We start from the raw sequence: 26,668 nt of genomic DNA on the forward strand, positions 1-26,668 counted from the left end.
CCATGGCAGTTCATCAGGTCAATCCGCAGGGTGGGAAGCTGGCGGCGCTCGATCCGATCTGGGATCGCGTCCGCGGCGAAGCGGAGGACATCGTCCGGCGCGAGCCTGAGCTTGCGTCCTTCATCTATGCGACCGTGTTGCATCATGACCGTCTCGAAGATTCGGTGGTGCACCGCCTGGCCGAGCGGCTCGATCATGCTGCGCTGTCCGGCGACCTGATCCGCCAGAGCTATGACGAGGCGCTGCGCGACGCGCCGGATATCGGCAACGCCTTCCGTGCCGACCTCGTCGCCGTCTACGATCGCGATCCCGCGACCTCGCGCTTCATCGATCCCTTGCTCTACTTCAAGGGTTTTCACGCGCTGCAGACCCATCGCCTCGCGCACTGGCTCTATCAGAAGGGCCGCAAGGATTTTGCCTATTACCTTCAGAGCCGGTCTTCGGCGGTGTTCCAGACCGACATCAACCCGGCCGCACGGATCGGCCGCGGCATCTTCCTCGATCACGCCACCGGCTTCGTCTGCGGCGAGACGGCCGTGATCGATGACGATGTCTCGATCCTGCACGGCGTGACGCTCGGCGGGACTGGCAAGGAGAACGAGGATCGCCACCCGAAGATTCGCCATGGCGTCTTGATCGGCGCCGGCGCCAAGATCCTCGGCAATATCGAGATCGGTCATTGCGCGCGCATCGCCGCGGGCTCAGTCGTGGTCAAGCCGGTGCCGCACAACGTCACCGTCGCCGGTGTGCCTGCAAAAATCGTCGGCGAGGCTGGCTGTGCCGAGCCGTCGCGCACGATGGACCAGATGCTCAACGCGACCGGGCTTTGATTGATTGCATTCGCTTTCTGACCGCGACGCGTGATCGCGTTTTGGAGCGAAGTGGACGCCGGTTCGCGTGAAGAAGACGCGTCAAAACAAGAATCTACAGGTTCGGTGCTGATTCATCAGAACCGAACCTCTTGCACAAATATCGTGTCGCCGGAGCCCGAAAAGGCTCTGGCGATCTCCGTCGTCTCGTCCTAAAACTCCCCGGAAAATCATCGACCCGATTGGAGACGGCCGTGGACGTTCAGGAAGTCAGGAAGCTCGACGCGTATCTCAAACGCGTGTTTGGCAATCCCAAGATCCGCGTGGTGCCGCGGCCGAAGAAGGATGACTCGGCCGAGGTCTATGTGGGCGAGGAATTCATCGGCGTGCTGTTCGTCGATGACGAGGACGATGATCGTTCGTTCCAGTTCCAGATGGCGATTCTGGAAGAGGATCTGAGCGAGTAGGCTTTGCTCGGCGCAAAGCCGCAAACTGGGCAAAGGCGCGTTTGCGCCGTGCCCACTATCGGGACGACCGACGCGAATGGTGGGGACGCCTCGCTCTGTCCACCCCACCAATCCTGCAATGACGACGGGCTATCCCTTCGCGCTGTGCATCTGCGCGGAGAGGCGATCCATTGCGGTTGCGATATCGCGCCATTGCGCAAGCCAGCTGCGCGGAAAGCGGAACGTCAGGTCGGCGCCCTCGATGCGCCGCTCGCTCAGGCACATGCCGGGCGTTGAGGAGTCACGCGAGCAGCGCGCGGTCAGCTCGGGTTCGCTCGCGGTGACCAGGTCTTCGCCGCCATAGGCCGAGCCATCGCGAAACGCGCGCGTGGTCAGGCCGTCGTTGGTCGTTGCGGCGTTTTCCAGATAGCGCGGGTAGATCGTGCGCAGGCGCATGTCGGGCGCAAGCGAGTCGTGGTGCGCGGCGATCGACACGAAGATCCGGTCGATCGGCTGCACCTTGTCCTCGATCGTGTCGGCGCTGTAGTGCTTCGGTGCCGCTGGCGCCTTCAGCGAGGGGTAGAGGAAGCTGAGGTCGACGCGCTCCTGCGGCCCGGAATGGCGCTGGATCTTCATGCGCACCGCCAAGGTCGGCACGTTGAACAGCGTGCCGCCGACGCTGACCGGCAACCGCGACGGGTCGCTCGGCGGCACGGTGGCGTAGGTGGGCCACAACAGATAGGCGACCAGTGCGATCGCTACTGCTGCGATGACAGCCGAAATGATGATCGGAAGCAGATGCGCGCGCGGATTGCGCCGCGTATCGCGGGCGAGATGCTGGGCTGTCGAAAGGAGCGTCATGAGCGAGGCATCGGATCAGGTCGGAGGGCCGAATCACTTGACGAATATGCCACGTGAGGGCGGCGGATTCTCGTATGATTCCAATGGAATCCGCACCAGGAATGCCGTGCGCGGGGGGCTCTCGCGCCTGCCCTATTAACCCTTTCTTAAGGATGATGTGGCGGCGGGCCGGTAATTTTGCGAAGCAGGGCGATGGTCTGTTGCGTAGCGGAAGTTCCGATGTCGCCCGATGCTCTGAATTCCCTGTTCTCGCTTTGCATTGGTTTTGCCCTCGCGGGTGCGTTGGCCAACGGTTACCAGGTGATGGCGGCGCGCCCGGCCGGGTTCGGCCTGCTCCAGAATGGGGTGGCGACGAAGGCCTTCGCGGCGGTGCCGTTTCTCGTCTTCGCGGCGCCCTTCATCATCATGCGCAACACGCTGCGCGGAGCGCGTATCGAGCGCCGCCGCTTCGAATTCGTGATGATGGCAACGATCATCGCCGGCTTCTGGAGCCTGATGTCCGGCACCTTCTTCCTGATGACGCTGCGCGCGGCCGGTCTGCTCGCCTGATCCGATCGGGATCCGTACCGGATAATGATCCCGCTCGCTTGAAACCACGCGCGCCGTCGTGCCAAGGTCGCCCTGACCAAGGAGACCTTCATGGCGATCTACGAGCTCGACGGGCAGGCGCCCGATCTTCCCGCTGACGGCAGCTACTTCATCGCCGATACCGCCGTCGTGATCGGCAAGGTGCGACTCAAGTCTTTGGCGAGCGTCTGGTTCGGCGCCGTGCTGCGCGGCGACAATGAGTGGATCGAGATCGGCGAGGGCTCCAACGTCCAGGACAATTCGACTCTCCACGTCGATCCCGGCTTTCCGCTGACCATCGGCAAGGACGTGACCATTGGCCACAATGCGATCGTTCACGGTTGCACGCTCGAAGACGGCGTGCTGATCGGGATGGGATCGATCGTGATGAACGGCGCGCGGATCAGGCGCGGCAGCGTCGTCGGCGCCGGCGCCGTCATCACCGAGGGCAAGGAATTTCCGGAATATTCGCTGATCATCGGCGCGCCTGCGCGCGCCATCCGCACGCTCGACGCCGCCCAGATCGAGGCTTTGTCCAGGCCCGCCAAGTCCTACGCCATCAGGGGGCCGCAGTACAAGGCGGGGCTGAAGAAGATCGGCTGAGGCGACGTCAGCGCTTCCGGCCTCGCTTGCTTGTGTTCTTCGACCGGGCCGAGCTCTGCTTCGAGGCGTCCTGCAGCCGCGCGCTCTTGCGCAGCGCGTCCTTCAGGTCGATCGGAATACCGTGCTTCTTGAGCAGGTCGGCGAAGGCTTCGTCGGCGAGCTCCTGAAGGGTCGCCATCCGGTCGCGACCAAGCTGCTTCAGCTTGTCGAAAGTGTCGTCGTCGAACTCGATCAGCTTGCGCAAAACAGCATCGCTCCAATGCCTGTCGGAACCGCCACCTTGCGGAATCGTTGACCTCCGCAAGGAGAACTTCCATGCGCAAATTATCCGTCACCGCCGCACTCGCGACAATCGCGATTCTGCTGGCGTCTCCGGCGGCCCTTGCTCAGGGCACAGGACAGAGCGCCGGACAAGGCACTGGCAGCCCATCGTCTCCGCAACTCACCCCACCGCCGCCGCCCGGCACCAACAGTGCGGGCACCGCCCAATCTTCGGGAGGCAGGCCCAACACCGGTGAAGGCGTCACGACCGGTTCGGCAAACGCTCATAGCGTCGACCAGGCCATCGCCAACGAGAACCGATCGATCGACCGTCGGCTGAAGGGCATCTGCCGCGGCTGTTAGGCATTAGCGATTTCGCGGCCGCCGCCTTGATGAACGCCGGTCGCGCAGAAGTGGGCGCGACACGGCGCGCGGACAGGAAGCCGCAGTCTTAGATTGAGTTGGCGTGGTCGGACGCAGGGACGCGCCGGAGGTTCTTTAGATCAGAAGGAGTGACGGGTGATGTTGCGTAAGATGATGATCGCCTTGATGGCGACCGCCTCGATCAGTTTGCTCACGGTCGACGCCGCGTCGGCGCGCGGCGGCTTCGGCGGCGGCGGCTTCCACGGTGGCGGCTTCCACGGTGGCGGCGGCTTCCGCGGCGGTGGATTTGGTGGCTTCCATGGTGGCGGCCCGGGCTTCCGCGCCGGAGGCTTCGGCGGCGGCTTCCGATCCGCAGCGATCGCGGGCCCTGCTTTCCGCGGCGGATGGGCAGGCGGCGGTTGGCACGGTGGCGGCTGGCGCGGTGGCTACTGGCGTCATCGCGGCTGGGGCTGGGGTTACCCGTTCGCTGCGGCAGCGATCGGCTTTGGATTAGGCTATGGCTACTATGACGACTATTACAGCTATCCCTACTACGCCAACTACGGCTATGACGACGACTACTACGGCAGCGGCGGTTGTTACGTCATCCGTCGCGGCGTGATGACGCCGTTTGGATGGCAGGTCCGGCCCGTGCAGATTTGTAACTGAGCGCACGCGGCAACGCAGGACACAGCTGATCGCTGTGCCGGCCGCTTTGGAATGGTTGTCGCGGCCTCGGTATCTCCATGCCGAGGCCGTGTTGTTGATGCCGCCCACTGGTACGCGGCTCGCATCGTATTCGTCCGCGTGAACGCGCGGCGAAACAAAGGATGCGGCTCCAATCGGAGCAGGGTCTCAGAGGATATCAGAGACGCTGGCAACTCCTGATCTGACCTTGCTGCTGATGAGTATTGTTTTCAGCCTCGCTGCCGCCTTGATCTGATGCTCCACGAGCTCGAGCCCAAGTTTGCGCGGCTACGACTGAGGCACGATCGCCTCTCGTGCGATCGCATCGAGTAGGATCGCGAGCGACGCGCGCCGCGCCTTCGGAAGAATCCGGCGAGCGCGCAACGATGCCGCGCCGATGCGGATGTCGTCAGCAGAATCCGCCGTACTCCTTCAGCCATGGCTGCATCTGGTTCCAGGCGTCCTCGACCGCTTCCTTGCGATAGCTGTCGGATGGTCGGCGTGGAAGCCGTGCCGCGCGCCAGGATGGATCTTGAATTCGGCGGTGTTGTTGGCAGCGTGCGCCTGCTTGAATGCGTCGACGCTGGAAACCGGAATCCCGGTATCGGCTTTGCCATAGGGGCCGAGAACGGCGCCTTCATCTTGAGCGTGAGCCGCATCGGGCTCTGCGGCCGGAGCGGGTTTGGCGGATCGACGGGCGGACCATGGAAGGCGGTGCCCGTTGCGAGGCGAGTGCCCTTCCGGGCTACTGCGGCCTTGAACATAGTTCCGCCTCGTAGCCAGCGCTAAAACGATGCCGCCGGCAGCGTGGGGTGAGCGAAATGAAAAAGGCTGATGTAACGTGCCCACATTGTGGGGCCGGTTTCCGCCGGCTCGAACTGTCGTCCGAATCCGGTACCCGGGGCGAGTATCACTGCCCGGCCTGCGATACGATGTTGGAGCGCTTTGACGGTGACAGGCTGGTTGCCTATCGTCTGACAGTCCAGCCTTCAATTCGAGGGCTCAAGGACTAGCGGGGTCACCCTGCCGCACTGATCGAGCGACCGCCGCCTTGGCCGTGCTGGAGGCACCTCGCAGGCCGAGCGAGTGACAATCTCGCTAAACCAGCATTGCAGTTTGGTGACAGCGAGACTGTTGGCTCCGACATTCACGCGCGCCGCGGCGAGCGGCCAAAAGAACAGGCGGGAGGTCGTAACCGGCAGCTTCTCGGAGCGAGAGCCACTGCGATGACCCGCTCAAAAAAACAAGGCCGTCGACGCAGTATACCGTCAACGACCTTGCCAGCCCCGGATATTGAAATCGGCTCACGCCATCCGGTGATTGCAGGATGGCCCGGATTCGAGGCGCGACATGTGAACCAGTTCACAAAGTCAGGATTAATTCACGCTACCGGGCGCTTGGGACGGGGCCCCGAGCGGTCAAAACGGCGCGAATTGCAACTTTCACGGGGGCGGCATTTTTCGGGAGCCAGCCCGCCGTCGCGCTGCTCGAGGAGCCGTTGAGCACGATCAGCCAGAGTTGGCCGCCGGATCCGAGTGATCAGCTACGCGACCTGCCACGCTTGCGGTGCGCGGTCGGTGAGCGCTTGCGCGGCGACTGATCGGCTGCGGCCGGTTCATTGGCCTGCGAGCTGGCGAAGGATTGGCGCAGGTTCTCGACCGCTTCGGTCAGCGCCGTCACCTGGTCGGAGAGCTTCTTGGCGTCAGCCTGCTGCGCGGCGATCTGCCGGCGCATGGTCTGCATCTGGTCCTGCATCACCTGCAACTGGTCGATCGATTCCTGCTGGGTCGTCTCAAGCCCCTTCGTCTTTTCCTCCAGGGCCGCGGAGACCTGCGCGGCGTGTGCCTGCAATTGGCGGACAGTCACGGCGCGATCCGACTCGGGCGCGTTGCCGAAGGCGCGCCACAGCCCGATCGAGCCGATCCCGAACAGCACGAGGACGAGCGCTACCGCGGCGATCGCGATCGGCTGGACGCCGATGCCGCTGCGCGGCTGCGAATCCTCTGGGGCTAGATCGATCATGCGACCAGAACCGGACATCAATTGAGAGGTTCCGCATAGCACAACCGGGGCAGGGCTAAAACTGCGGATTCGGGTGGGGTTAAGTGCTGCCCGCTCTGGCCGTTCAATATCCAGAATCCGCCCCCCGCCTGATCTAATCTCAGGGACGGCAACCTTTGAATGTGGGTATATCACCTGTCCCGGGGGGCATTTTCGGGACCTTGTGGCGGTTGCGCCGCAATACCGGCCTAGCGAGCGCAAGGAAATCGATCTCCGGACATTGGACGAAATACTTTGAACAGCAGCACGACGAGCGCCGATACCATGCCGATACCATGAAGGCTCCCGTGCCGCGCGCGAACACGCTGCCCCTGTCCGGCAGCGAGCATGATCATCACTCAGCGGCGATCGATCCAGGGGCGAGGTGGGAGCCACCCCAAAAAATGGTGCGGCCAGGCTTTGGGGGAAGCCTGGCCGCGCGCGAGCCGGTCTGGGACGGGGAGGGGTGGGGATGTGACCGGGTCGCGTGTTCGAATGATCGCTGGGCTTTACTTTGAGCTTGCAGTCGCAACGGCCGGGCGGTTGTCGCCGAGCGAGACCCAGACATTGGGATCGCTCTGCGACTGCCGCTTGACGAAGCGGTAGCCGGTCTCGGTCCAGGCGACGATGCTCTCGTTCTGGTTATCGAGCACGAACTCACCCTTGTCGGTCTTCACCGTCAGCACCGCGTGGCCTTCGCCCTTCTTGTCGCGGACGACCGTGATCAACAGCGCCTCGCGCGGCCAGCCGGCATCCATCAGCATCTTGCGCTTCAGGAGCACGTAGTCCTCGCAGTCGCCGTAGCCGTCGGTCGGCAACGACCATTTCTCGACGACGCCCCAATGATCCATGTCGGTCATCGGCTTGATCGTCTCGTTTACCCACTTGTTGACCCGCACCAGGTCGCGCCACGCGGTCTGCGACAGCACGATGTCGCGTGGCTGCGTCGCGCCGCCGCGGCATTCGCCCGGATTGTCGGCACAGAATTCGACCCAGCCGATCGGCGATCGCGCAACATCGCCCAGGCTGGCGTAGAGCACGTCGCCGGCCTTGGCCGAGACGCAAGTCGCAAACAGAATGACGGCAACCGCCACTCCCTTCGCCTGTCCCCTGAACCCAAACATTGTGGCCCCCGTTCTTCTTGTTGGGACCATGTTTCGCACAAAGGATTTGCGTCGCCGCTAAGTGTCAAAAGTAGATTTGACGCGAATACTCGTAAAAGCCTCCGCGAATTCGATCTGTACTTGAATCAAACTCGCATAACATTTGAAACAACTGCAATTGATTCAAATTTTATGCATTAACACAGCAAAGCGCTGTGACAGCGCGGTTTGTCGCGGCGGATGGTTCCCGGCGTTAACCGCAAAGCGCGCAGCCCAAATGCATCGAAGGCGGCGTCCGGTGCATCGGAGGCCGCCTTCGAGAGCCGAAATTCAAGCGTTTGGGGCGGTTCGCCGCTTTACCGGGCGGTAACGCTCTCTTCGAGCGTTTCCGCAAGCTGCTCGTGAACGAACTCGAGCGCGAAGCCTTCGTCGAGGTTTCGCACCACGCGGGACTGCACCTTGCCGAGCATCACGAGCGACTTCAGCGGCGGGCGGTTCTCGGCGGCAATCGCGGCGCCGGAGAGCGAAAGGTCGATGATCCGGCAGGTCATCCGCGAGCCGTCCTCCTGCGTCAGCAGGGCGATCGGGTTGCGCGGTACGATGCGGTCGTGGCGGCGATCCTCCGGCAGATTGAGGATGTCGCGGTTGGCGAGCCAGGTCAGCTGTGCCGCGAGCTTGTCGCGCTTGCGGGCGGTGGCGCCGATCGTCATCGCAAACCCGTTGTCGATGATGCGGGTGATGCGGCCCTCGACCCGGCCGATATGGTCGAGATAGGCGATCACACGGTCGCCGACATTCCCGATTCCCGGCGCCAGCAGAGCGAGGCCGCCCGGGGACATATTGATGATCTGGCAGGGGAACTCGCGCCGGTCGGGCAGCATATAGCGGCCGAGCAGGTGCACCCTGACGCGCTGGAAGCGCCGGCGCTCCTCGGCCACGGGGACGACGGAAGGTTTCTTCTGTGCAAACGACATCACCGCAACCCGACCACAGGCTTTCGCCTAACGACCCTAAGGCTGATAGGGTTAACGAGGCGTTATCGCTGGGCGCATCAAGGATAGGCAGAGGGTTGCGGTTGAGCGACGCAGGGTTGCAGGCCAGACGTTGCCGCGCGAAATGTCAGACGATGCTGCCAGGCGCGCGGCCGGATGGCCATGACATCCCCACGGCCTTCACCTAAGTTCTGCCTCGCCGAGCGGACGCGCACCACCTATCAGGAACCGCTGGTGATCGGGCGCGACCTGATGTCGTTCGTGATCTCCGACAAGGTCGAGAGCTTTGCGCCCGACGGCAGCCCGATGCAGCCGCTCGCCACGGCCGATGATCGGCCGTGAGAGCCGCGATCAACGACAGCGACAGGGAGGACAGGCCGATGCGAGAGATCCGCGTATGCACCCATGAGGGGCCCGGCGCCCAGCCCGTGATCCGCACTGTGCCGTGGCCTGACGTCGGCAAGAAGGCCGCCTTGATCAAGGTCGGAGCCTGCGGCGTCTGCGGCACCGACCTGCACATCTTGAAGGGACACTGGCCAAAGCCGTTGCCGTGGCCGTTCACGCTCGGCCATGAGCTCGGCGGCGTGATCGTCGAGTGCGGCCCTGAATTCACCGAGGACTTCATGAGCAGGCCGCTTCAGGTCGGCTCCAAGGTGATGATTCCGCCCTTGATGCCGTGCGGCCGCTGCTACTACTGCATCCATTATCCAGAGAGCGCCAACAAGTGCCTGACGCCGGTCTATTACGGCCGCTATCTCGGCTTCGACAAACCTCCGCACATGTGGGGCGGCTGGGCCGAATATGTCTATGTCGATCTCGACATGCTGCCGGGAACCAAGATCTACAAATTGCCTGATGATATGTCGCTGCGGCTTGGCGCGCTCTCCGAGCCGCTGACCTCCTGCATCCGTGCCTTCAACCGCGCGACGCGCGCCGGCGGCTTCCGCTGGGGCGACACCGTCGTGATCCAGGGCTCGGGTCCGATCGGCATTCTCGCGGTCGCCGCCGCGCAGGAGATGGGCGCGGGGCGCGTGATCTGCGTCGGCGCGCCGGAAACCCCGCGGCTTGCGCTGGCGCGGAAGTTCGGCGCGGAGGCGACCATCGACATCGAGGCGCTCAAGACGCCGGAAGAGCGCATCAAGGCGGTGCGCGACATCGTCGGCGGCTTCGGCGCCGATCTGGTGATGGATTGCTCCGGCCATCCGACCGCTGGCCCAGAGGGCATCGAAATGCTGCGCGACGGCGGCACCTATGTCGAGATGGGCCAGTTCACCGACGCCGGCTCGATCAACACGTCATGGCATCGCATTTGCACCAAGGACCTCAACGTGCTCGGCTCCTGGGGCTTCACGGGCAACGACCTGCCGCTCGGCGTCGACATGCTCTACCGCACCCGCAACAAATATCCCTGGCTCGACATGCAGACGATCTATCCGTTCACGGAGGAGGGCGTCGCGAGCGCGGTCGCGGATGCGATGGCGATGAAGACGGTGAAGTCGACGATCGTGCCATGGCCGGAACTGGTCGGGTGATCCCGACGATTAGCGGTGCTGCAAATCCTGTTGCAGTGCTTCCAAAATAGTGATGCCGCGCATGCCGCTATATTGCTCGCCGGGGCCACGGCTCGGCGCTAACATTGGATCATGCAATCGAACCGGGTGCCGCCCACGCAAGGGACGAGCGCAACGTTTGCGTGGGGAAACGCGTCGGAGGACTTCGCGCTGTTCAGAACGCTCAGCGCGGAACAGCGGCTGATCGCCTTTGGTGCGATGACCCGGCAGGACCTCGTGCGCGGCCAGCTGCTGGTCGAACAGGGTGGACCTTCGGACGCATTGTTTCTGGTGCTGCACGGCGCGCTCGCTGTGTACCGGACCGATCATCCCGAACCGATTGCGGAGCTTCGCGCCGGCGAACTGGTCGGCGAGATCGGCTTCTTTGCAAATATCCCGCGCACGGCCAATGTGATTGCGATCCGCGATACCAGCGTACTGGTGTTGACGCGCGCCGCCTACGCGAAGCTTGCGCAGGAAACGCCGGGCATCGTCGAGGCGCTGCTTGCCGCCCTTGCACAGCGATTTGCCATCCAGACGGCACGCCTCTTGCCCGCCCGGGCGTCACCCAAGGCACGGACCGTCGCGCTGATAGCAGGCGGACATGAGCCGGCACCGGCCGACTTTGAACACCGGTTGCGTCAGAGGCTTGCCGCCGTTGACGCGGAGATCGTCGACCTCGCACGTGTTCAGGCCCTGTTTCCCGGGCGCGCGCTCGACGCGCCCGAAGTCGCCGACTGGCTCAACAGGATTGAGTATGACGCACCGCTGGTGGCCTATTTCGGCGGTCCGGATGCGTCCGAATGGGCGCGAAAAGCCATTCGTCAGGCCGATCTCGTCGTGTTCGTCTGCCGCGGCGATGCGCCCGCGCCTGATCTGACGGAGATCGAGAGCTTCGCCTGCGGGGTGCACCCCGCATCGGCGCGACGCCTGGTTCGCGTTCATGACCGCCGACGACATGAGGTGAGCGGCACCGCGGCCTGGCTGGCGCGGCTGCCGTCCTTCATGCACCATCATGTCTCGCTCGAGGACCAGATCGATATCGATAGCCTGGTCCGCTTTCTCTGTGGTCGCGCCGTCGGATTTGTCGCCGGCGGCGGTGGCAGCCTGGGCACGGCGCACGTCGGAATCTACAAGGCCTTTCGTGAGCGCGGCGTGATGTTCGATATCTTTGTCGGCACCAGCGTCGGTTCCGCGATGGCAGCCGGCTTCGCCAAGAACTACGACGCCGAGCGTCTCGAGCGCGGCACGCATGAGATCTTCGTCTCCAGCCGCAGCTTCCGCCGCCCGACCTGGCCGCGCTACGCCTTGCTGGACCACAAGGCCTTCGACAAGGCCCTTGCCGATCAGTACGGCCACAACTGCCGGATCGAGGACTGCTGGCGGCCCTTCGCGGCAGTCGCGACCAATCTTTCGACGCACAGTCTCGAACTGATCCGAACGGGACTGCTCTGGCAGGCGGTGCGCGCATCGAGCGCCATTCCCGGCCTGCTGCCACCCTTCTATACGCGGGACGGCCTGATGCTGGTCGACGGATGCCTCGTCGACAACGTTCCGCTCGCGCAAATGCATCAGTTGAAGAGCGGTCCGAATCTGGTGGTTCATTTCGGTGAGCCGGCAACCGAGATGTTCGACGTCGACTATGCCGCGCTGCCGGGGCGTCTTGAACTGCTCGCGGCCATGCTGACACCGTTCCGGAGGAAATCGCTCCCCGCAGCGCCAAGCGCCGTCAACGTGTTGTGGCGGAGCCTCGTCGCGCATCAACGCTACGACACCCTGCCGATCACGCCGCTCGATATGGTGATGCGCCCGCCAACTCCTGATGGCATCGACGTGACCGATTTCGACCGCCATCAGGAAATCTTCGAATCGTCGTACCGCTGGGCCCGGGAAACCATCGCCGCCCAGGAGGCGGCGCATCATCCGGCCATTGCGGCCTTCGTCGCGTCGGCCAGGGGCACAGATCAAGCGGCCCCGGTGACCGCGCCCGCTGCCCAGAAGGCGCTCTTCGGTTGAGCTGCCGATCAAAGACCGGTGATGTCCGCGCCATCCGAGACATCACCGCAAGATTGTCTCCGAAGGCGTCGTGATCGGCGGCCGCTGGTGGCATCCGAACTGATTGCGGCGCCGTTCGTCATTCGGTCTTGTCGACGTTCCAGAACACGGGCGGCGCCGGGCCCTCCAGCACGCCGGTCAGCGATTTGCGCCAGGCGCTCGGCGAGCGGAACTGGCCGAGCGGGATGTAGATCACCTGCTCATAGGCTTCCTTCTGGATGTCGGTCGCGAGCTTCTTCCGTTCCTCGGCGGAGTTCGCGCGCGCAAAGGCGTCGCGCATCTGCTCCAGCCTGGCATCCTCCGGCCAGCCGAACCAGGCGCGCTTGCCGTTTGCTACGATCTGGTTGTTGACGATCGGGTTCATCGTTTCAGTAGCGCCCGTGAAGGTGAAGAACATGTTCCAGCCGCCTTCCTTCAGTGGTTTCTGGCTGGCGCGGCGGCTGACCACAGTCTGCCAGTCGGTCACCTGGGCATCGACATTGAAGCCGGCCTCGCGCAGGAGCTGCGCCGCAACGGTCGGCGGCCCCTTCAGCGTCTGGACGTCGCCGGGTACCATGATCACGACCGGCGTGCCGTCATAGCCGGATTCAGCCAGCGCCTTCTTGGCTTCGGCCATGCCGTTGCCCTTGATCAGCGTCTCCGCGCCGATGTCGCTGGCAAGCGGCGTGCCGCAGGCGAAATAGGCGCCGCAGATCTCGTAATATTTGGGATTGCCGACGGTGGCGTCGAGCACGTCCTTCTGGTTCATCGCCAGCAGCGCGGCGCGGCGGATTTTGACGTTGTCGAACGGCGGGTACAGGAAATTCATGCGGCCCTCGATCTGGAAGCCGAACTTGTTCAGCACGGCGACGGTCAGGTCGGGATTGGCTTCCAGCACTGGCAGCATGTCGATCGACGGTTGCTCCAGGAAATCGATCTCGCCGGATTGCAGCGCATTGATCGCGGTCTGTGCGTCGGGCATCGTCACCCATTCGACGTGATCGACCTTCGCCACCTTGCCGCCGGAGGTCCATTCCGGCTTTTCCTTGCGCGGGACATAGTCGGCATTCCGCTCATAGACCGCTTTCACGCCCGGCTGGAATTCGGCGCTCATGAATTTGAACGGGCCGGAGCCGATCTGTTCGGAAATCTGCTTGCCCGGCGGCGTCTCCGCCAGCCGCTTCGGCATCATGAAGGCGACATAGGAGGAAGGCTTTGCGATTGTCTCCAGCACCAGGCCGTATGGCTCCTTGAGCTTGAGCACGATCGTGTTCGGTCCGGTGGCCTCGAGGGTTGCCGTGAACTCGGCCAGCTTCTGCGCCATCCCGTCGACCGTGCCCCAGCGCTTCAGCGAGGCGACGCAATCCTCCGCGGTGACAGGCGCGCCGTCGTGCCATTTCAAGCCGTCGCGCAGCGTGAAGGTGTAGGTCAGCTTGTCGTCGGAAATCGTCCAGTCCGCCATCTGCGGCCGGACCTTGAATGTGGAATCGATCCCGAGCAGCGTGTCGTAGACCATGTAGCCATGGTCGCGGGTGATGTAGGCGGTCGTGAACCCGGGATCGATGATGCGGAGGTCCGAATGCATCACCGCGGTGATGGTCTTGCCCTTGCCCGCGGCGGCGGCCCGTGACGTCCACGTAGCTGGCGCGGCGATCGCCGGCGGCAGGCCGGCAGCAAGCTTGAGGAGGGTCCGGCGCGAAAATTGGGCCATTCGCTGTCTCCCGATGTGGCGCAGGCGGGATCGGTGGCAAACATCGATCCGTGTGTCGTTCGATCCGGCACATGCGCTGCAGCGATGGGCATGTTTCCCTAATCCGGCCTCTCAGGCAAGCAAGGGCGGTGCAGCCGGGGCCGCGGCCCTCGATTCTCACGATGTGAAAGATCGGTGACGACGGCGCGCACTCCGCGGCAAGGGCCGCACAAGTCCGCATCCTGCATAGGAGCCTGCCGCTTTCCACCGCACCTCGGAGGCTGTTCCGGCCCCGCTTCGCCGTGTAGGCTGTTGCTCCTGCAGGCCAAGCCAGTGAGGCCAACGACCGTCCACAAGGGAACGGCAGGCGAGGGAGAACCAAACAACAACCATGACCGATATCCGATACGTAGCACCGCGCACGCTTGATGAAGCAATTGGCGCATTTGCTGCCGCCGGAAGTGCCGCCCGCATTATGGCAGGCGGCACCGACTTATTGGTGCAAATGCGCTCCGGCCTGGTGCGGCCGGGACTGATCGTCGACATCAAGAAGATCGGCGAGATGACTGAAATCCAGGAGACCGCCGACGGCGGCTTCCGCGTCGGCGCCGCCGTCTCCGGCATGGAGCTCGCCGAGCACAAACGCTTCGGCAAGGTCTGGCCCGGCGTGCTCGAGGCCGTGAACCTGATCGGCTCCAAGCAGGTGCAGGGCCGGGCGTCCGTCGGCGGCAACCTTTGCAACGGCTCGCCCGCCGGCGACAGCGTTCCGGCGATGATCGCGGCCGGCGCGGTCGTCACCGTGCAAGGCCCGAATGGCCACCGCGAGATCAAGGTGGAAGACGTGCCGGCCGGGCCGGGCCGCACCAACCTCAAGCCGGGCGAAATCCTCGTCAGCTTTGCATTGCCGCCGCGCCCTGCGGGCTCGGGCGATGCTTACCTGCGCATGATCCCGCGCACCGAGATGGACATCGCGGTGGTCGGCCTCGGCGTCAATCTGACGCTGAAAGACGGCGTCTGCACCGCGGCCCGCGTCGGTCTCGGCGCAGTGGCGCCGACCGCGCTCTTGGTCGAGCCAGCGGCGAAGGCGCTGATCGGCTCCAGGCTCGATGATGCCGCGCTGAAGGCTGCTGCCGCGGCGTGCCGCGCCGCCTGCCGTCCGATCGACGATAAGCGCGGCACCATCGCCTATCGCACCAAAACCGCCGGCGTGCTGCTCAAGCGTGTCGCCGCGATCGCCGCCACGCGCGCCGGAGGGAATTAGCACCATGGCGAAACTGCACGTCACCACCACTGTCAACGGCGAGCCGATGGAGTTCCTCTGCGAGCCCTACGACACCATGCTCGACGCGCTGCGCGGACAGCTTGGCCTCACCGGCTCCAAGGAGGGGTGCTCGTCCGGCGATTGCGGCGCGTGCTCGATCACGCTCGACGATCGCCTGGTCTGCTCCTGCCTGATGCTCGCAGCCGAAGCCGAAGGGCACGAGATCAGGACCATCGAGGGCATGGCCAGGGGCGACCGGCTGCACCCGCTGCAGCAGAAGTTCCTAGAGCACGCCGCGCTTCAATGCGGCATCTGCACCTCGGGCATGCTGGTCGCGTCCGAGGCACTGCTGGCAAGAAATTCGAATCCCACCGAAGAGGAAGTCCGCTTCTGGCTCGCCGGCAATCTCTGCCGGTGCACCGGTTACGACAAGATTGTCCGCGCGGTAATGGAGACCGCTGCCGAAATGCGGGAGGCTCGCTGATGAACGTCGTCGACAACAAATGGATCGGCCAGCGCACTATCAGGCCCGATGGCGTCGACAAGGTGACGGGCCGCGCGGCGTTCGCCGCCGACACCACCATGCCCGGCATGATCTGGGGCAAGATCCTGCGCAGCCCGCATCCGCATGCGCGGATCAAGTCGATCAACACCGCGAAGGCCGAGGCGCTGCCCGGCGTCAAGGCGGTGGTCACTTCGCGCGACATCGTCGACTTTACGGTCGAGAAGGGTGCGGTGATGCTCGGCATCCAGGACATGCGCTGGATGTGCCGCAACGTGATGGCGCGCGACAAGGCGCTATTCCCCGGCCATCCCGTGGCGGCGGTGGCCGCCACATCCGAGGCGATCGCGGCGGAAGCCTGCAAGCTGATCGAGGTCGATTACGAGGTGCTGCCCTGGGCAATCGAGATCGAGGACGCGCTGAAGCCGGATGCGCCGATCCTGCATGAGTGGAACAAGTTCGACGGCAAGCCGTCGAACATCGTGGGCCGGCTCGAATCGAAGAAGGGAGACATCGCACAAGGCTTCAAGGAGGCCGAGGTCGTCATCGAGCGCTCCTTCACCACGCGCCCGGTGCACCAGGGCTATATCGAGCCGCATGCCTGCCTGATCTCGGTGGCGGCCGACGGCAAGACCACGATCTGGAGCTCGAGCCAGGGCCAGTTCATGGTGCGCGCGATGACGTCGATGTTGACTGGCATCCCGCAGAGCGACATCCGCGCCATTCCCGCCGAGATTGGCGGCGGCTTCGGCGGCAAGACCATCGTCTATCTGGAGCCGCTCGCGACGCTGCTGGCAAAGAAATCCGGCCGTCCGGTGAAGATGGTGATGACGCGCGAGGAGGTGATGCGTGCAACCGGGCCGACCTCCGGCTCGAAGAGCACGGTCAGGATCGGCGCGAAGAAGGACGGCACCATCGTCGCCGCCCACGGTGCATTCTATCTCCAGGCCGGTGCGTTTCCGGGCTCGCCGATCCGCGGCGCGGTCGGCTGCAGCTTCGCGCCTTACGACATCCCGCATGTGCTGTCGGAAGGTTTCGACGTCTGCTCCAACCGCTCCAAGGTCGCGGCCTACCGCGCGCCCGGTGCGCCGATCGGCGCTTATGCTGTCGAGTGCGTGCTCGACGAACTCGCGGAAGCCTTGCAGATGGATCCTCTGGAGCTGCGCCTCAAGAACGCGGCCAAGCAGGGCACCAAGGCGGCGCATGGCCCGGTGTTCCCGCGCATCGGCTATGTCGAGACGCTGGAGGTGGCGAAGAACCATCCGCATTATTCGGCGCCGCTCGGCAAATTGCAGGGTCGGGGTGTCGCCTCCGGCTTCTGGTTCAACGCCGGCGGTGAATCCTCCGCGCAGGTCAACATCACCGAGGACGGCAACGTCGTCGTCACCACGGGTCATCCGGACATCGGCGGCTCGCGCGCCGGCATCGCCAACATCTGCGCCGAGCTGCTTGGCATCGACTACAAGCGTGTCTCTGTGATCATCGGCGACACGCAGACTGTCGGGTTCTCCAATCTGACCGGCGGCAGCCGCGTGCTGTTCGCTTCCTCGATGGTGGTGACGCAGGCGGCCGACAAGGTGATATCAACCTTGCGCGAGCGCGCCGCCAAGATCTGGGAGATCGATCCTGAAGCGGTGAAGTGGGAGAACGGCGCCGCGCATCCGGTGAGCCCGAATGCCGGCGAGTTCAAGCCGCTGACGCTCGCCGACCTCGCCGAGAAGGCGCCGTCGCAGGGCGGCCCGATCGGCGCCAGCGTGCAGCTCAACACGCAAGGCGCCGAAGGCGGCTTCGGCACGCATATCTGCGACGTCGAGGTCGACGTCGAGCTCGGGATCATCAGAGTCATCCGCTACACGGCCGTGCAGGACGTCGGCCGCGCCATCCATCCGAGCTATGTCGAGGGTCAGCTCCAGGGCGGCGTCGCACAGGGTATCGGCTGGGCGCTGAACGAGGAGTACATCTACAACAAGGACGGCAAGGTCGATAATCCCGGCTTCCTCGACTATCGCATGCCGGTGTGCTCGGACCTCCCGATGATCGACTGTGCGCTGGTCGAGGTGCCGAACCCGAAGCATCCGCAGGGCGTGAAGGGTGTCGGCGAAGTGCCGCTGGTGCCGGTGATGGCCGCCGTGGCGAACGCCGTCCACAATGCGCTGGGCAAGCGGTTCTACAGCCTGCCGATGTCGCCGCCGAAGGTCTCGGCGGAGCTGGACGCGCCGACGCAGCAGGCGGCGGAGTAGGAAAGCGTAGGGTGGGTCAGGCGACGGCGTCCGCCGTAGCTCAGCGAACGAAGGCGGAAGCCGTAACCCACCAATGCTTCTGCACATCGAGTCGCGGCGGGTTACGCTTCGCTAACCTGCCCTACTTTTTTGGCAAGCGTCGACGTTCAGCGCAGTTCCTTCCCCAGGCGCGCAAACACCGTCTCACACGTCATTAAATCGAGATGCCCACCACCGGCGTTCTTGAAGAAGGTGATGTCGCCGGCTGACAGCCGACCGGTGACCTTGCCGCTGGCGAGGTCGTAGTGGTCGCCGAGCACGTCGCTCTCGCGGATGGCGCCGCTTTCGATCGGCTGCAGGATGTCGCCGACGCCGTCGAAGGCGGATTCGCGGCGGTCGACGAACACGCGTGCGCGCCGCGCGGCCTCGTCGTCGGCCTCGCGGGTCTCCGGCGTGAAGCCGCCGACCAGGTCGAGATGGGTGCCGGGCCGCAAGTTGGCGCCCTTGAGCAGCGGCTCGCGCGAGCGCGTGCAGGTGGTGATCACGTCAGCCTCGCGCGTAGCGGCATCGAGATCGGTGACGGCTTCGGCGGCGATGCCGTCGCCCGCGAGCTGCGTGGCGAGCACTTCGGCGCGCTCCGCGGTCCGGTTCCAGATCAGCACACGTCGCAACGACGGCCGCACGGTGCGATGCCCGCGTACCAGCCAGTGCGCCATCTCGCCGGCGCCGACCACCAGCAGCGTTTCGACGTCCGGTCGCGCCAGCTGCTTGGCACCGAGCGCGGAGTCCGCGGCCGTCTTCCAATGGGTGATTTCGGACGCATCCATGACCGCGAGCGGCCTCCCGTCGACGCCGTCGAACAGCACGCAGACCGCCTGCACGGCGGGCAGCTTGCCGTGCGCGAGATTGCCCGGAAAGCTGGTGTACAATTTGGTCATCATGAAGCGGCCGGCATCGACCGCGCTGCGCGTCACGAGCTGTTGCCCCTTGCCGTCGCCGAGATAGCCGTCGTGCACCGCGATCTTCGGCCGGCGGTGCGCCGCCTCGATCGCCTCGATCAGGATCGGAAAGGTCAGGACGCGATTGACCTCGCTGTCGTCGACAAAATGCACGTCGTTCTCCTCTGAGCGCGCTTGCGCTCTCCTCTGCAGCGCTCTCGCGCTCCTGGCTGGGCTCGACCGAACGCGGCCCCGGACTTGATCGGGGATGGATAGCGCGCGGGAAAGGCCAGTCAACCGGACATGCGCGCCCGGCGGCAGACCCGCGAGCGCAATCCGCCGCGCTCCGCGCACGAGAAGCGCTGCGGGCTCCTTCGCTAACCCACCCTGCGACCGGGACTACGTCCGGCGCCGCAACGCCATCCCCATGCCCCAGCTGATGCCGGCGAAGATCAGGTCGACGCTGAGGAAGATGCCGAGCACATAGAGGCTCGAGACCGGCCAGTGCGCGAGGATGATGGCGCCGAGCACCAGCGTGATGAGGCCCGAAAGCGCGACCAGGCCCCAGGGCGCTGCGGCGTTCATGCCGAAGGCGAGGAAGATGCGGACGATCCCCGAGACGACCAGGGCGACGCCAAGGAACAGGGTCAATGTTGCCGCCGCCAGCAGGGGATTCTCGAAGGTGATGAAGCCTGCGACGACGTAGAGCACGCCGAGCAGGGCCCAGAACAGGAACTTGCCCCACGACTTGACCTGGAATGCGTTGATGATCTCGGCGACGCCCGAGACGATCATCATCGCGCCGACGAACAGCACGCTGACGACGGTTGCGAAGAACACGCTGCCGAACGCGAGCACGCCGGCGATCAGATAGATCACGCCGAGCGCGACGATCCAGCCCCACTTCGAGCGAAGGCTGGACAGTCCGGATCCGAGGCTATGGGCGGGTGAGCTGGACATCGTCGACATGGCATCGCTCCCGTAAACTGGATCAAACCATGCTACCATAGGTAGGCGTGCCGGCAAGGGCGGGTGCCGGTGGCACCGAACGCAGCGCGACACGTTGATTCTATTCGTCTGGTGTGGTGCCGCGCAGCATTCGTCCACGCGACACCATCTGGTCCAGATCGGAGGACAGACTGTCCGGATTGCAGAGGACAAAATTGTCCGGTTCGCGCATTCACTCGTCCGGTTCGTCCATCCATCTCAAGGAGGTCGACATGCCCGCAAGTCATGACAAGGATCACGTCTACAAGATCCTGGAACTCGTTGGATCATCGGAGAAGAGCGTCGAAGCGGCGATCGAGAACGCCGTCGGCCGCGCGTCGGAGACGATCCGCGAGATGAAATGGTTCGAGGTCGTGCAGACCAGAGGCCATATCGAAGACGGCAAGGTCCGCCACTATCAGGTGACGTTGCGGGTCGGCTTCACGCTGGAATAAGACCGCAGTGATGCACCGTGATCCAATCCCGTCATCCTGAGGTGCGAGCCTCTTCGGCGAGCCTCGAAGGATGTACGGCCTCGCTGGTGGCCGTCGTGCTTCGAGACGGCCGCTGCGCGGCCTCCTCAGCATGACAGGGATAGATGTGAACGCGCTGATCCACGCCGTTGCCCGCGTCGCTGCGTCACCGCCGCGACAGCGGCGCGGGCGGGGGCGGCTCGGTCGCGCCGGGGCCGAGCGAGCGCTGCACCATCACGCTGTCCGACCAGTGGCCGTAGCGATAGGCGACGCCGGGCAGGTGCCCGACGCGCGCGAAGCCGAACCGGTCGTGCAGTGCCAGCGACGCGGCGTTGTCGGAATCGATATAGCCGATCATCTGGCGGAAGCCGGCCGCGGCGCAGGTGTCGATCAATTCCTGCAGCAGACGGCTGCCGACGCCCTGGCCGACATATTGGTGATGGATATAGATCGAGTGCTTCACCGTGTAGCGGTAGGCGGGACGCTTGCGGAACATCACGACATAGGCGTAGCCGACGACGTCGCCGTTGCAAACGGCGACCAGATGCGGCAGGCGCGTGTTGCGCAAATTCTTGCGGCGCTCGCGCAGATCGTCGGGCTCCGGCGTGCCGCTGTCGTCGACGCTCTCCTCGACGCCGCGGCGAATGTGGCGGCGGTAGATCGACAGCATGGCGTCGACGTCGCTGTCGCGCGAGGCGCGCACAATGATCTTGTGGTCATTCTCCATTGGGTGCAGTCCGTCCACTTATTCCGCCACGACGTAAGTATAGAAGCGGACGCGTCCTGATGCATCGATCTCCTTGTAGACGCCCTGGATCTCGACCTCGAAGCCGGGGAATGCGTTGAAGCTCGCCTCGAACATTTTGAGATAGTCGATCATCGGCTTGCTGCGTTCCGACAGCCGCTCACCGGGCACGATGGTGGCGATGCCGGGCGGGTAGACTACGAACGGCGTCGCGGCGATGCAATCTCGTCGATCGGCAGATAGTCGACGTCGTTGCGCACCAGGTAGCGCGAGGCCTCGCGTGGCGACATCGCGATCTCGGGCAGGTGCTCGGGCAGGAATTGTTTCGCCTGCAGCGCGCTGACGCCGGCGTCCCGGAAGAAGCGATGCATGTCGCCGCAGAGATCGCGCAGCCGCACGCCGGCATAGCGGTTCGGCCGCCGGCGGTAGAATTCGGGGATGACGTCCTCGAGCAGCGCGTTGTCGTCGTGCAGCTTCTTGAAGGCGACGAGCCCGCTCACCAGCGTGCCGGCTTTGCTGGCCTCGACGCCCGGCGTCAGCAGGAAGAGCAGGGAGTTGAGGTCGTTCTTTTCGGCGACGATGCGGTTCTCGCGCAGATATTGCGCCACCACGGGTGCGGGAATGCCATGGTCGGCATAGGCGCCGGTCGCGTGATCGAAGCCCGGCGTCAGCAGGGTCAGCTTGTTGGGGTCGGTCATGGCGAAGCCTGCCGTCACGTCCGGGAAGCCGTGCCAGCTCTCGCCGGGCTTGAGCTGCCAATAGGACGGGTTGGTCGCAAGCTGGTCGGTCGAGATCGTCTCCCAGGCCACGTTGTGCACGCCGCCTTCGCGCGCCACGTCCGGGATCATCACGCGATCCGGCACGAACGGCTCGAAGAACCAGCGCCGATCGGGCCGCGTCTCGTTCTCCTCGAACTCGCGCTTGACCGCGCGGATCTTCTTGCGCAGCTCGATGCCGAGCCGGATCGTGTCGTCCCACAACACTTCGCCGGAGCGGCCCTTCATCATCTGCGCGCCGACGTCGAGCGAGGCGAACAGCGGATAGAACGGCGAGGTCGAGGCGTGCTGCATGAAGCTTTCGTTGAAGCGGCGGTGCTCGACGCGACGCTTCTGGCCCTTGATGTGGCGGTCGCGGATGTGGATCTGCGAGGCCTGCGAGAAGCTCGCGAGCTGCTTGTGGGTCGATTGGGTCGCGATGATGCCGGGCGCTTCGGCGCCGAGATCGGAAAGTCCCATCGCGAAGCGGCCGGCGTAGATTGGGTGGAATTTCATGAAGCCGGCCCAGGCTTCGTCGAACAGGATGTAATCGCAGAGATGGCCGATGCGCTTGAGGATCATCTCGGCGCTGTGGATGGTGCCGTCGTAGGTGCACTGCTCGACCACGGCGACGCGGAAGGGGCGGGGCTTCTTCCAGGCATTCTCGTCCCTGACCAGCGGGTGCTTGCGGATGTGGTCGCGCAAGGTCGCTTCGTCGAGCAGGTCCCAGCGCATCGGGCCGATCAGGCCCCAGGCGTTGCGCACGGTCGGCACATAGACCGGGATGCCGCCGCCGATCAAGAGCGCGCCGTGATGCGCGGCCTTGTGGTTGTTGCGGTCGAACAGCACGAGGTCGCCGTCGGTGACCAGCGAGCCGAGTGCGACCTTGTTTGAGGTCGAGGTGCCGTTGAGCACGAAATAGGTCTTCTCGGCGCCGAAGATCCGCGCCGCCTCCTTCTGCGCCCGCAGCGCCGGCCCTTCATGGGTGAGGAGGTCGCCGAGGTCGAGCACGGAGTTGTCGAGATCGTCGCGGAACACGGCTTCGCCGAGATGCTCGACGAACACCCGCCCGATCGGGCTGCGGCTGTAGAATACGCCGCCATTGTGGCCGGGGCAGGTCCAGAGCTGGTTGCCTTCCTCGGCATAGTCGACCAGCGCGCCGAAGAACGGCGTCTTCAACGTCTCGGCATATTGCTTGAGCCGGCTGATCAGATTTTTCGCGATGAAGGGCGGCGTCTCCTCGGACAGGAACACGTAGCCGTCGATGAAATCCAGCACCTCGACCGGCAGGTCCTCGAAGCGCTTGCGGCGAATCAGCAGGATGATCGGGAAGTCGAGGCCGCGCCGGCGCATCAAATTGATCAGCGCCGCGGTCTTGCCTTCAAGTCCCTTCTTGCCCCAGTCGACCACCATGCAGCCGATCGCGGCATCGGTCTGCACCGCGATCTCGGCATCCTCCAGCTTGCGGGCGCGCACCACTTCGAAGCCGGACCGCTCGATTTCGGTGATGATCTGGTTGAAGCGGATGCCCTCGAGGTCGTCGGCCTCGAACACCGGCGCGGCGAACAGGAAGTTGAAGCGTTTGAAATAGTCCATGCGTGTCCTCGAACTGTGTCCGCTGACGTGTCGGCACAATTCATGACAGGCAGATGACAGGTGGTACGCGCTCGACGATCAAGGCGGAATGGTGAGCGTCAGCGGACGCGGCCACCGCCGGAACAGCGATTGGCCGCAGTGACGTTCCCGCAGGTTGATCTGGTGGCTGATGGCGGTCGGCGACACCTGCAACTCCGCGGGCGCCGCCTTGAAACGGCTTCGAAGGCGCAGAGTTCGGTCAGCGGCGGCAGCTTGCGCATGGCGGTGAGTGTAGATGAATTCAGTTCACCCGCAGCTGAATTCTTCGCGTTTGCCTGGTGCGGCATGATGCCCAACACTGAGCGCGTTACCGGTCTGGAGGCTGCCATGCTCGTACCGACCCAAGCCAGTGTTGTAGACTATCTCGCCGCCATTGATCGGCTGGCGCCCCTGATTGCGGCGGAACGCCAGCATTTCGACCGCGACCGCAGGCTTCCCGATGCGGTCTTCAACGCGCTCGCCGAGGCCGGGCTGTTTCGGCTCTATCTGCCGCGATCGCTCGGCGGCCCGGAATTCTCGCCGCTCGACTTCATGACGATTGTCGAGGCCGCCTCGGCGCTCGACGGCTCGGTCGGCTGGCTGGTCGGGAATGGTGCGGGCATGAGCCGGATCGGCGGCTATCTGCCGGAAGACGTGGTGCGGAACTGGTTCGCCGATCCGCTCGCGTTCGTGGTGAGCGCGACCGGCGCGGTCGGAACGGCGGTGGAGGTCGAGGGCGGCTATCGCGTCAGCGGACGCTGGCCGTTCGGCAGCGGCTCACATCACGCGACGCGGTTCATGGGGCTTGCCAGAGCGAAGGGGCCGGACGGCAAGGACGGTGCGCCGCTGTGCTGCTACTTCGACCGATCGGATGTCCGCGTTGACGACACCTGGTTCGTGTCGGGGCTGCGCGGCACCGGAAGCTGCGATTTCGAGGTTCGCGACAGCTTCGTTCCGCTCAGTCACACCCATTTGTTGATCGATTTCCAGCCGACGCAGGCGGGCATTCTGTATCGGTTGCCGGGTATCTCGGCGTTCTCCTGGACCATCTCGGTCGTGCCGCTCGGAATCGCGCGCGGTGCGCTTGACGCCTTCATCGCGCTCGCGAGCCGCAAGCCGCGCCCGGGGGGTGCCGGTCAATTGCGCGACGGCGAACTGGTTCAGGCCATGGTCGGCCGCGCCGAGGCTGCCCTGCGCTCTGCGCGAGCCTTGCTCGTCGAAGCCATGACGGAACTGATGGAAGCAACCGACGTCGGAGGCGGTCGGCTCGTTCAGGCACGCGCGTTCTTGCGCGTTGCCTGTGCCAATGCCGCGGAAAACGCCGCGCGCGTCGTCGACATGATTGCGGCCAGTGCCGGGACAGCCGCGATCTTCGAGACCGGGACGCTGGAACGGTCGGTCCGCGACGTCGACGCGGCGATCAAGCATATCGCGATGAGCCCGAACAGCTATGCGCTCGCCGGACGCGTGAGCCTCGGCCTCGACGCCGGCACCTGGCGGTTCTGAAGGCGATCCGCGTCGTCAGGGCGCAACCGGCACCAGCCCGTAGCGCAGCATCGTCTCCTTGATCTTCGCCGGATCGGGCGCGCCGCCAGCCAGCAGCGCCGCCATTTCCTTGAAGTACTTTGGCCCGAGCACGCCGGGGCTCAGCATGCACAGGCAGCTTGCCGGACCGTTCGAGCGGTTGGTGAAGCCGTGCACGATGCCGCGCTTGATGAACACGGTCTCGCCGGGCGCGAGGTCGATGTCCTTGCCGTCGACCCGCCAGGTCGAGATGCCCGACAGGCCGTAGATCGTCTCGTCCCAGCTCTCGTGGTAATGCGGGATCGGCATCCGCGCATTCGGCTGCAGCGTCATCTCGAACCGGTCGATGCTGCCGCCGGTGGTCTCCTTGCTCTGCAGGAATTTGAGCTGCAGCGCGCCGATATCGATCAGTTCGGGCATCGTCGTCTCGCGCGTGGTTTGTCGCCACGATAGCGGACGGCGCGCGACGAGGGCAATGGGGCATTGCTTGGATTCAGCGCCGCGGATATTCGAGCTGCATGGCGACGAAGTCCGCCGTGCCCGCGCCGTAGCGCGTCTCGATTCCCTTGAGCGCCTGGTCCAGCGCCTGAGCGGGCGGCGTCGTTCCAACCGCCGGAAGCAGGTGCGCCGCAGGCCAATCGGTCGCGACCTGTTGTGGATAGATACGCAAGCCGTTGCGGGTTGTCTGCGGAGCGCCAGTCGCGGCAAACGTCACCGCGTGCGAGCGATAGGTGCGCGACCAACTATCTGCGACCAGCGCCAGCGAGACCTCGTCGATGCCAGGCGTCAGGGCAAGGCCGAGTTGCTCGCTGCTCCAGAACGCCAGCGTGTTCGCGATCGCGGTCAGCGCGAACGGCCGCGTGAACTTGAACGCGCCACTGTCATGACGCGCGTCCCAATCGCCTAAGCCGATCTCGTGGGCGATCGTCTCCGCCTTGGCGCGGCCCGTGATCGCCTCAATCAGGGTGAGCGACATCGGCATCGACGCCGAGATCCCGGTCGTCGTTGCAACGCCGCGGTCGACCACGATCCTGCGGTTCGCGACGTAGCGGATTTCAGGATGCTTGTCGCGCCAGTCCTTGAGGTAGAACCAGTGCGTGGTCGCCTGCCGGCCATCGAGCAGGCCGGTGGAGGCCAAGACCTTGCCGCCGGCGCAGACGCCGACGATCACGGCGCCGTTCTCCGCCTGGCGGCGGATCCACTGCACCACGGCCGGATCGTCGTCGCGGCTCATCGCGGGCACAATCACATAGTCCGCGCCGTCGGGATGCGCGGCATCGAACGCAGCGATCGTTGCGTCCGGCTCGACTTTCAGCACCGGGAACAGCGTCACCGGGCCTGGCGCGGTCGACAGCGTGACGACGTCGGCGACATCGGCACGCTTGAGGATGCCGTAAGGCATCAGATAGTCGGTGGTCTCGGTCATATCGTTGATGCCGACGATCGCGATCAGCGGGCGTTGCCGCTTCGGCGGCTTCAAAGCGGCGAGCGCTGCATCATGTTCTTCCTTCGCGATCGGCGGCGGCGCCTTGAATGTCGAAGCGGCGGGGAGGGTGAGCAGCCAGCCGCCACCAAGGATTGGAACCAGCGCGGCAACGGCAAGACCGCCCCATGCAAGAAGCCGCCAGTTCATGAGGATATGTC

The 26,668-nt window shown here is 64.7% G+C and carries 27 protein-coding genes and 2 pseudogenes; 14 read left to right on the forward strand and 15 right to left on the reverse strand.

Going from position 1 to position 26,668, the window contains the following annotated elements; all coding sequences use genetic code 11:
* Window positions 1-2: 2 nt before the first annotated feature.
* Window positions 3-830, forward strand: a complete 828-nt coding sequence (gene cysE / locus MTX19_RS15170) for a serine O-acetyltransferase (RefSeq protein ID WP_280984269.1) — start codon at window positions 3-5, stop codon at window positions 828-830.
* Between the two features lie 233 nt (window positions 831-1,063).
* Entirely contained in the window at window positions 1,064-1,276 is a 213-nt protein-coding gene (locus MTX19_RS15175) for a DUF3126 family protein (protein WP_066511091.1), read from the forward strand.
* Between the two features lie 129 nt (window positions 1,277-1,405).
* Here the strand turns inward: MTX19_RS15175 and MTX19_RS15180 are convergent, their stop codons facing one another.
* On the reverse strand, window positions 1,406-2,116 hold the full coding sequence (locus tag MTX19_RS15180; protein WP_280984270.1) for a hypothetical protein: 711 nt from the start codon (window positions 2,114-2,116) through the stop codon (window positions 1,406-1,408).
* Between the two features lie 219 nt (window positions 2,117-2,335).
* On the opposite strand from MTX19_RS15180, the gene MTX19_RS15185 reads away from it, so the two are divergent.
* Both MTX19_RS15185 and MTX19_RS15190 read left to right on the forward strand, forming a co-directional pair.
* A complete protein-coding gene (locus MTX19_RS15185) occupies window positions 2,336-2,665 on the forward strand; it encodes a hypothetical protein (RefSeq protein WP_280977217.1) in 330 nt (109 codons plus the stop codon).
* Window positions 2,666-2,755: 90 nt separating this feature from the next.
* Entirely contained in the window at window positions 2,756-3,286 is a 531-nt protein-coding gene (locus MTX19_RS15190) for a gamma carbonic anhydrase family protein (protein WP_280984271.1), read from the forward strand.
* 7 nt (window positions 3,287-3,293) lie between these two features.
* On the opposite strand, the gene MTX19_RS15195 is transcribed toward MTX19_RS15190, so the two are convergent.
* Window positions 3,294-3,530, reverse strand: a complete 237-nt coding sequence (locus MTX19_RS15195) for a hypothetical protein (protein WP_280984272.1) — start codon at window positions 3,528-3,530, stop codon at window positions 3,294-3,296.
* Between the two features lie 71 nt (window positions 3,531-3,601).
* On the opposite strand from MTX19_RS15195, the gene MTX19_RS15200 reads away from it, so the two are divergent.
* Window positions 3,602-3,910, forward strand: coding sequence for a hypothetical protein (locus MTX19_RS15200; RefSeq protein ID WP_280984273.1), 309 nt, complete (start codon window positions 3,602-3,604; stop codon window positions 3,908-3,910).
* A gap of 159 nt (window positions 3,911-4,069) precedes the next feature.
* The gene (locus MTX19_RS15205) at window positions 4,070-4,579 is read left to right on the forward strand and encodes a hypothetical protein (RefSeq protein WP_280984274.1); all 510 of its coding nucleotides are present in this window, start codon (window positions 4,070-4,072) and stop codon (window positions 4,577-4,579) included.
* 427 nt (window positions 4,580-5,006) lie between these two features.
* Here the strand turns inward: MTX19_RS15205 and MTX19_RS15210 are convergent.
* The 4 genes and pseudogenes from MTX19_RS15210 to MTX19_RS15225 all read right to left on the reverse strand — a co-directional run.
* A pseudogene (locus MTX19_RS15210) lies at window positions 5,007-5,331 on the reverse strand (dienelactone hydrolase family protein); the annotation flags it as partial.
* 805 nt (window positions 5,332-6,136) lie between these two features.
* On the reverse strand, window positions 6,137-6,619 hold the full coding sequence (locus tag MTX19_RS15215; protein WP_280986044.1) for a hypothetical protein: 483 nt from the start codon (window positions 6,617-6,619) through the stop codon (window positions 6,137-6,139).
* A gap of 527 nt (window positions 6,620-7,146) precedes the next feature.
* Window positions 7,147-7,761 carry a transglutaminase-like cysteine peptidase gene (locus MTX19_RS15220; RefSeq protein ID WP_280984277.1) on the reverse strand — a complete coding sequence of 205 codons (615 nt, stop codon included), beginning with the start codon at window positions 7,759-7,761 and terminating at the stop codon, window positions 7,147-7,149.
* Between the two features lie 335 nt (window positions 7,762-8,096).
* A complete protein-coding gene (locus tag MTX19_RS15225; RefSeq protein ID WP_280984278.1) occupies window positions 8,097-8,714 on the reverse strand; it encodes a PilZ domain-containing protein in 618 nt (205 codons plus the stop codon).
* A 174-nt stretch (window positions 8,715-8,888) separates the two neighbouring features.
* On the opposite strand from MTX19_RS15225, the gene MTX19_RS15230 reads away from it, so the two are divergent.
* The 3 genes from MTX19_RS15230 (at window position 8,889) to MTX19_RS15240 (ending at window position 12,298) form a co-directional block, all read left to right on the forward strand.
* Entirely contained in the window at window positions 8,889-9,074 is a 186-nt protein-coding gene (locus MTX19_RS15230) for a hypothetical protein (protein WP_280984279.1), read from the forward strand.
* Window positions 9,075-9,112: 38 nt separating this feature from the next.
* The gene (locus tag MTX19_RS15235) at window positions 9,113-10,264 is read left to right on the forward strand and encodes a zinc-binding dehydrogenase (protein WP_280984280.1); all 1,152 of its coding nucleotides are present in this window, start codon (window positions 9,113-9,115) and stop codon (window positions 10,262-10,264) included.
* A gap of 111 nt (window positions 10,265-10,375) precedes the next feature.
* Entirely contained in the window at window positions 10,376-12,298 is a 1,923-nt protein-coding gene (locus tag MTX19_RS15240; RefSeq protein ID WP_280986045.1) for a cyclic nucleotide-binding and patatin-like phospholipase domain-containing protein, read from the forward strand.
* A 118-nt stretch (window positions 12,299-12,416) separates the two neighbouring features.
* Here MTX19_RS15240 and MTX19_RS15245 read toward each other — a convergent pair whose 3' ends face one another.
* Complete coding sequence (locus tag MTX19_RS15245; protein ID WP_280986130.1) at window positions 12,417-13,901, reverse strand: ABC transporter substrate-binding protein; 1,485 nt, start codon at window positions 13,899-13,901, stop codon at window positions 12,417-12,419.
* A gap of 505 nt (window positions 13,902-14,406) precedes the next feature.
* Between MTX19_RS15245 and MTX19_RS15250 the strand changes: the two genes are divergently transcribed.
* From MTX19_RS15250 to MTX19_RS15260, 3 genes are read left to right on the forward strand one after another with little or no spacing between them, the layout of a single operon-like run.
* The gene (locus tag MTX19_RS15250; protein WP_280984797.1) at window positions 14,407-15,267 is read left to right on the forward strand and encodes a xanthine dehydrogenase family protein subunit M; all 861 of its coding nucleotides are present in this window, start codon (window positions 14,407-14,409) and stop codon (window positions 15,265-15,267) included.
* A gap of 4 nt (window positions 15,268-15,271) precedes the next feature.
* Window positions 15,272-15,751 (forward strand): (2Fe-2S)-binding protein, encoded by a 480-nt coding sequence (locus MTX19_RS15255; protein WP_280984283.1) that lies wholly within the window; start codon window positions 15,272-15,274, stop codon window positions 15,749-15,751.
* Entirely contained in the window at window positions 15,751-18,009 is a 2,259-nt protein-coding gene (locus MTX19_RS15260) for a xanthine dehydrogenase family protein molybdopterin-binding subunit (protein WP_280984284.1), read from the forward strand. Before MTX19_RS15255 ends, MTX19_RS15260 begins: the two co-directional genes overlap by 1 nt.
* Before the next feature lie 146 nt (window positions 18,010-18,155).
* Here the strand turns inward: MTX19_RS15260 and MTX19_RS15265 are convergent, their stop codons facing one another.
* A complete protein-coding gene (locus MTX19_RS15265; protein WP_280984285.1) occupies window positions 18,156-19,100 on the reverse strand; it encodes a dehydrogenase in 945 nt (314 codons plus the stop codon).
* 225 nt (window positions 19,101-19,325) lie between these two features.
* Window positions 19,326-19,895, reverse strand: coding sequence for an HdeD family acid-resistance protein (locus tag MTX19_RS15270; protein WP_280984286.1), 570 nt, complete (start codon window positions 19,893-19,895; stop codon window positions 19,326-19,328).
* A 251-nt stretch (window positions 19,896-20,146) separates the two neighbouring features.
* Here MTX19_RS15270 and MTX19_RS15275 point away from each other — a divergent pair, with 251 nt between their 5' ends.
* Window positions 20,147-20,368 carry a dodecin gene (locus MTX19_RS15275; protein ID WP_280984287.1) on the forward strand — a complete coding sequence of 74 codons (222 nt, stop codon included), beginning with the start codon at window positions 20,147-20,149 and terminating at the stop codon, window positions 20,366-20,368.
* 184 nt (window positions 20,369-20,552) lie between these two features.
* Here MTX19_RS15275 and MTX19_RS15280 read toward each other — a convergent pair whose 3' ends face one another.
* The 4 genes and pseudogenes from MTX19_RS15280 to MTX19_RS15290 all read right to left on the reverse strand — a co-directional run bounded on the left by MTX19_RS15280 (window position 20,553) and on the right by MTX19_RS15290 (window position 23,668).
* Window positions 20,553-21,113 (reverse strand): GNAT family N-acetyltransferase, encoded by a 561-nt coding sequence (locus MTX19_RS15280; protein ID WP_280984288.1) that lies wholly within the window; start codon window positions 21,111-21,113, stop codon window positions 20,553-20,555.
* Between the two features lie 18 nt (window positions 21,114-21,131).
* On the reverse strand, window positions 21,132-21,266 hold the full coding sequence (locus tag MTX19_RS39250; RefSeq protein ID WP_348638335.1) for a hypothetical protein: 135 nt from the start codon (window positions 21,264-21,266) through the stop codon (window positions 21,132-21,134).
* Window positions 21,243-23,482 (reverse strand): annotated as a pseudogene (locus MTX19_RS15285) (Orn/Lys/Arg decarboxylase N-terminal domain-containing protein); the annotation flags it as partial. The pseudogene MTX19_RS15285 and the gene MTX19_RS39250, both read right to left, overlap by 24 nt.
* A gap of 78 nt (window positions 23,483-23,560) precedes the next feature.
* Window positions 23,561-23,668 carry a hypothetical protein gene (locus MTX19_RS15290; protein WP_280984289.1) on the reverse strand — a complete coding sequence of 36 codons (108 nt, stop codon included), beginning with the start codon at window positions 23,666-23,668 and terminating at the stop codon, window positions 23,561-23,563.
* Window positions 23,669-23,848: 180 nt separating this feature from the next.
* Here MTX19_RS15290 and MTX19_RS15295 point away from each other — a divergent pair, with 180 nt between their 5' ends.
* Window positions 23,849-25,006, forward strand: a complete 1,158-nt coding sequence (locus MTX19_RS15295; RefSeq protein ID WP_280986046.1) for an acyl-CoA dehydrogenase family protein — start codon at window positions 23,849-23,851, stop codon at window positions 25,004-25,006.
* 15 nt (window positions 25,007-25,021) lie between these two features.
* Here the strand turns inward: MTX19_RS15295 and MTX19_RS15300 are convergent, their stop codons facing one another.
* Together MTX19_RS15300 and MTX19_RS15305 are read right to left on the reverse strand one after the other, a co-directional pair.
* Window positions 25,022-25,444, reverse strand: coding sequence for a cupin domain-containing protein (locus MTX19_RS15300; protein ID WP_280984292.1), 423 nt, complete (start codon window positions 25,442-25,444; stop codon window positions 25,022-25,024).
* Between the two features lie 73 nt (window positions 25,445-25,517).
* The gene (locus MTX19_RS15305; RefSeq protein ID WP_280984293.1) at window positions 25,518-26,657 is read right to left on the reverse strand and encodes a DJ-1/PfpI family protein; all 1,140 of its coding nucleotides are present in this window, start codon (window positions 26,655-26,657) and stop codon (window positions 25,518-25,520) included.
* Between the last annotated feature and the right edge of the window lie 11 nt (window positions 26,658-26,668).

Origin of the sequence: Bradyrhizobium sp. ISRA464 (assembly GCF_029910095.1) — a bacterium.
GTDB lineage: Bacteria > Pseudomonadota > Alphaproteobacteria > Rhizobiales > Xanthobacteraceae > Bradyrhizobium.

Excerpts from the sequence above, each read along its gene's own strand:
- MTX19_RS15235 (WP_280984280.1), top strand. The coding sequence starts at position 9,113 with ATGCGAGAGATCCGCGTATGCACCCATGAGGGGCCCGGCGCCCAGCCC.
- MTX19_RS15205 (WP_280984274.1), top strand. The coding sequence starts at position 4,070 with ATGTTGCGTAAGATGATGATCGCCTTGATGGCGACCGCCTCGATCAGT.
- MTX19_RS15270 (WP_280984286.1), bottom strand. The coding sequence starts at position 19,895 with ATGTCGACGATGTCCAGCTCACCCGCCCATAGCCTCGGATCCGGACTG.
- MTX19_RS15280 (WP_280984288.1), bottom strand. The coding sequence starts at position 21,113 with ATGGAGAATGACCACAAGATCATTGTGCGCGCCTCGCGCGACAGCGAC.
- MTX19_RS15260 (WP_280984284.1), top strand. The coding sequence starts at position 15,751 with ATGAACGTCGTCGACAACAAATGGATCGGCCAGCGCACTATCAGGCCC.
- MTX19_RS15215 (WP_280986044.1), bottom strand. The coding sequence starts at position 6,619 with ATGATCGATCTAGCCCCAGAGGATTCGCAGCCGCGCAGCGGCATCGGC.
- MTX19_RS15300 (WP_280984292.1), bottom strand. The coding sequence starts at position 25,444 with ATGCCCGAACTGATCGATATCGGCGCGCTGCAGCTCAAATTCCTGCAG.
- MTX19_RS15225 (WP_280984278.1), bottom strand. The coding sequence starts at position 8,714 with ATGTCGTTTGCACAGAAGAAACCTTCCGTCGTCCCCGTGGCCGAGGAG.
- MTX19_RS15275 (WP_280984287.1), top strand. The coding sequence starts at position 20,147 with ATGCCCGCAAGTCATGACAAGGATCACGTCTACAAGATCCTGGAACTC.
- MTX19_RS15180 (WP_280984270.1), bottom strand. The coding sequence starts at position 2,116 with ATGACGCTCCTTTCGACAGCCCAGCATCTCGCCCGCGATACGCGGCGC.
- cysE (WP_280984269.1), top strand. The coding sequence starts at position 3 with ATGGCAGTTCATCAGGTCAATCCGCAGGGTGGGAAGCTGGCGGCGCTC.
- MTX19_RS39250 (WP_348638335.1), bottom strand. The coding sequence starts at position 21,266 with ATGATCGACTATCTCAAAATGTTCGAGGCGAGCTTCAACGCATTCCCC.
- MTX19_RS15220 (WP_280984277.1), bottom strand. The coding sequence starts at position 7,761 with ATGTTTGGGTTCAGGGGACAGGCGAAGGGAGTGGCGGTTGCCGTCATT.
- MTX19_RS15245 (WP_280986130.1), bottom strand. The coding sequence starts at position 13,901 with ATGCATTCGGACCTCCGCATCATCGATCCCGGGTTCACGACCGCCTAC.
- MTX19_RS15305 (WP_280984293.1), bottom strand. The coding sequence starts at position 26,657 with ATGAACTGGCGGCTTCTTGCATGGGGCGGTCTTGCCGTTGCCGCGCTG.
- MTX19_RS15200 (WP_280984273.1), top strand. The coding sequence starts at position 3,602 with ATGCGCAAATTATCCGTCACCGCCGCACTCGCGACAATCGCGATTCTG.
- MTX19_RS15185 (WP_280977217.1), top strand. The coding sequence starts at position 2,336 with ATGTCGCCCGATGCTCTGAATTCCCTGTTCTCGCTTTGCATTGGTTTT.
- MTX19_RS15295 (WP_280986046.1), top strand. The coding sequence starts at position 23,849 with ATGCTCGTACCGACCCAAGCCAGTGTTGTAGACTATCTCGCCGCCATT.
- MTX19_RS15190 (WP_280984271.1), top strand. The coding sequence starts at position 2,756 with ATGGCGATCTACGAGCTCGACGGGCAGGCGCCCGATCTTCCCGCTGAC.
- MTX19_RS15255 (WP_280984283.1), top strand. The coding sequence starts at position 15,272 with ATGGCGAAACTGCACGTCACCACCACTGTCAACGGCGAGCCGATGGAG.
- MTX19_RS15230 (WP_280984279.1), top strand. The coding sequence starts at position 8,889 with ATGGCCATGACATCCCCACGGCCTTCACCTAAGTTCTGCCTCGCCGAG.
- MTX19_RS15240 (WP_280986045.1), top strand. The coding sequence starts at position 10,376 with ATGCAATCGAACCGGGTGCCGCCCACGCAAGGGACGAGCGCAACGTTT.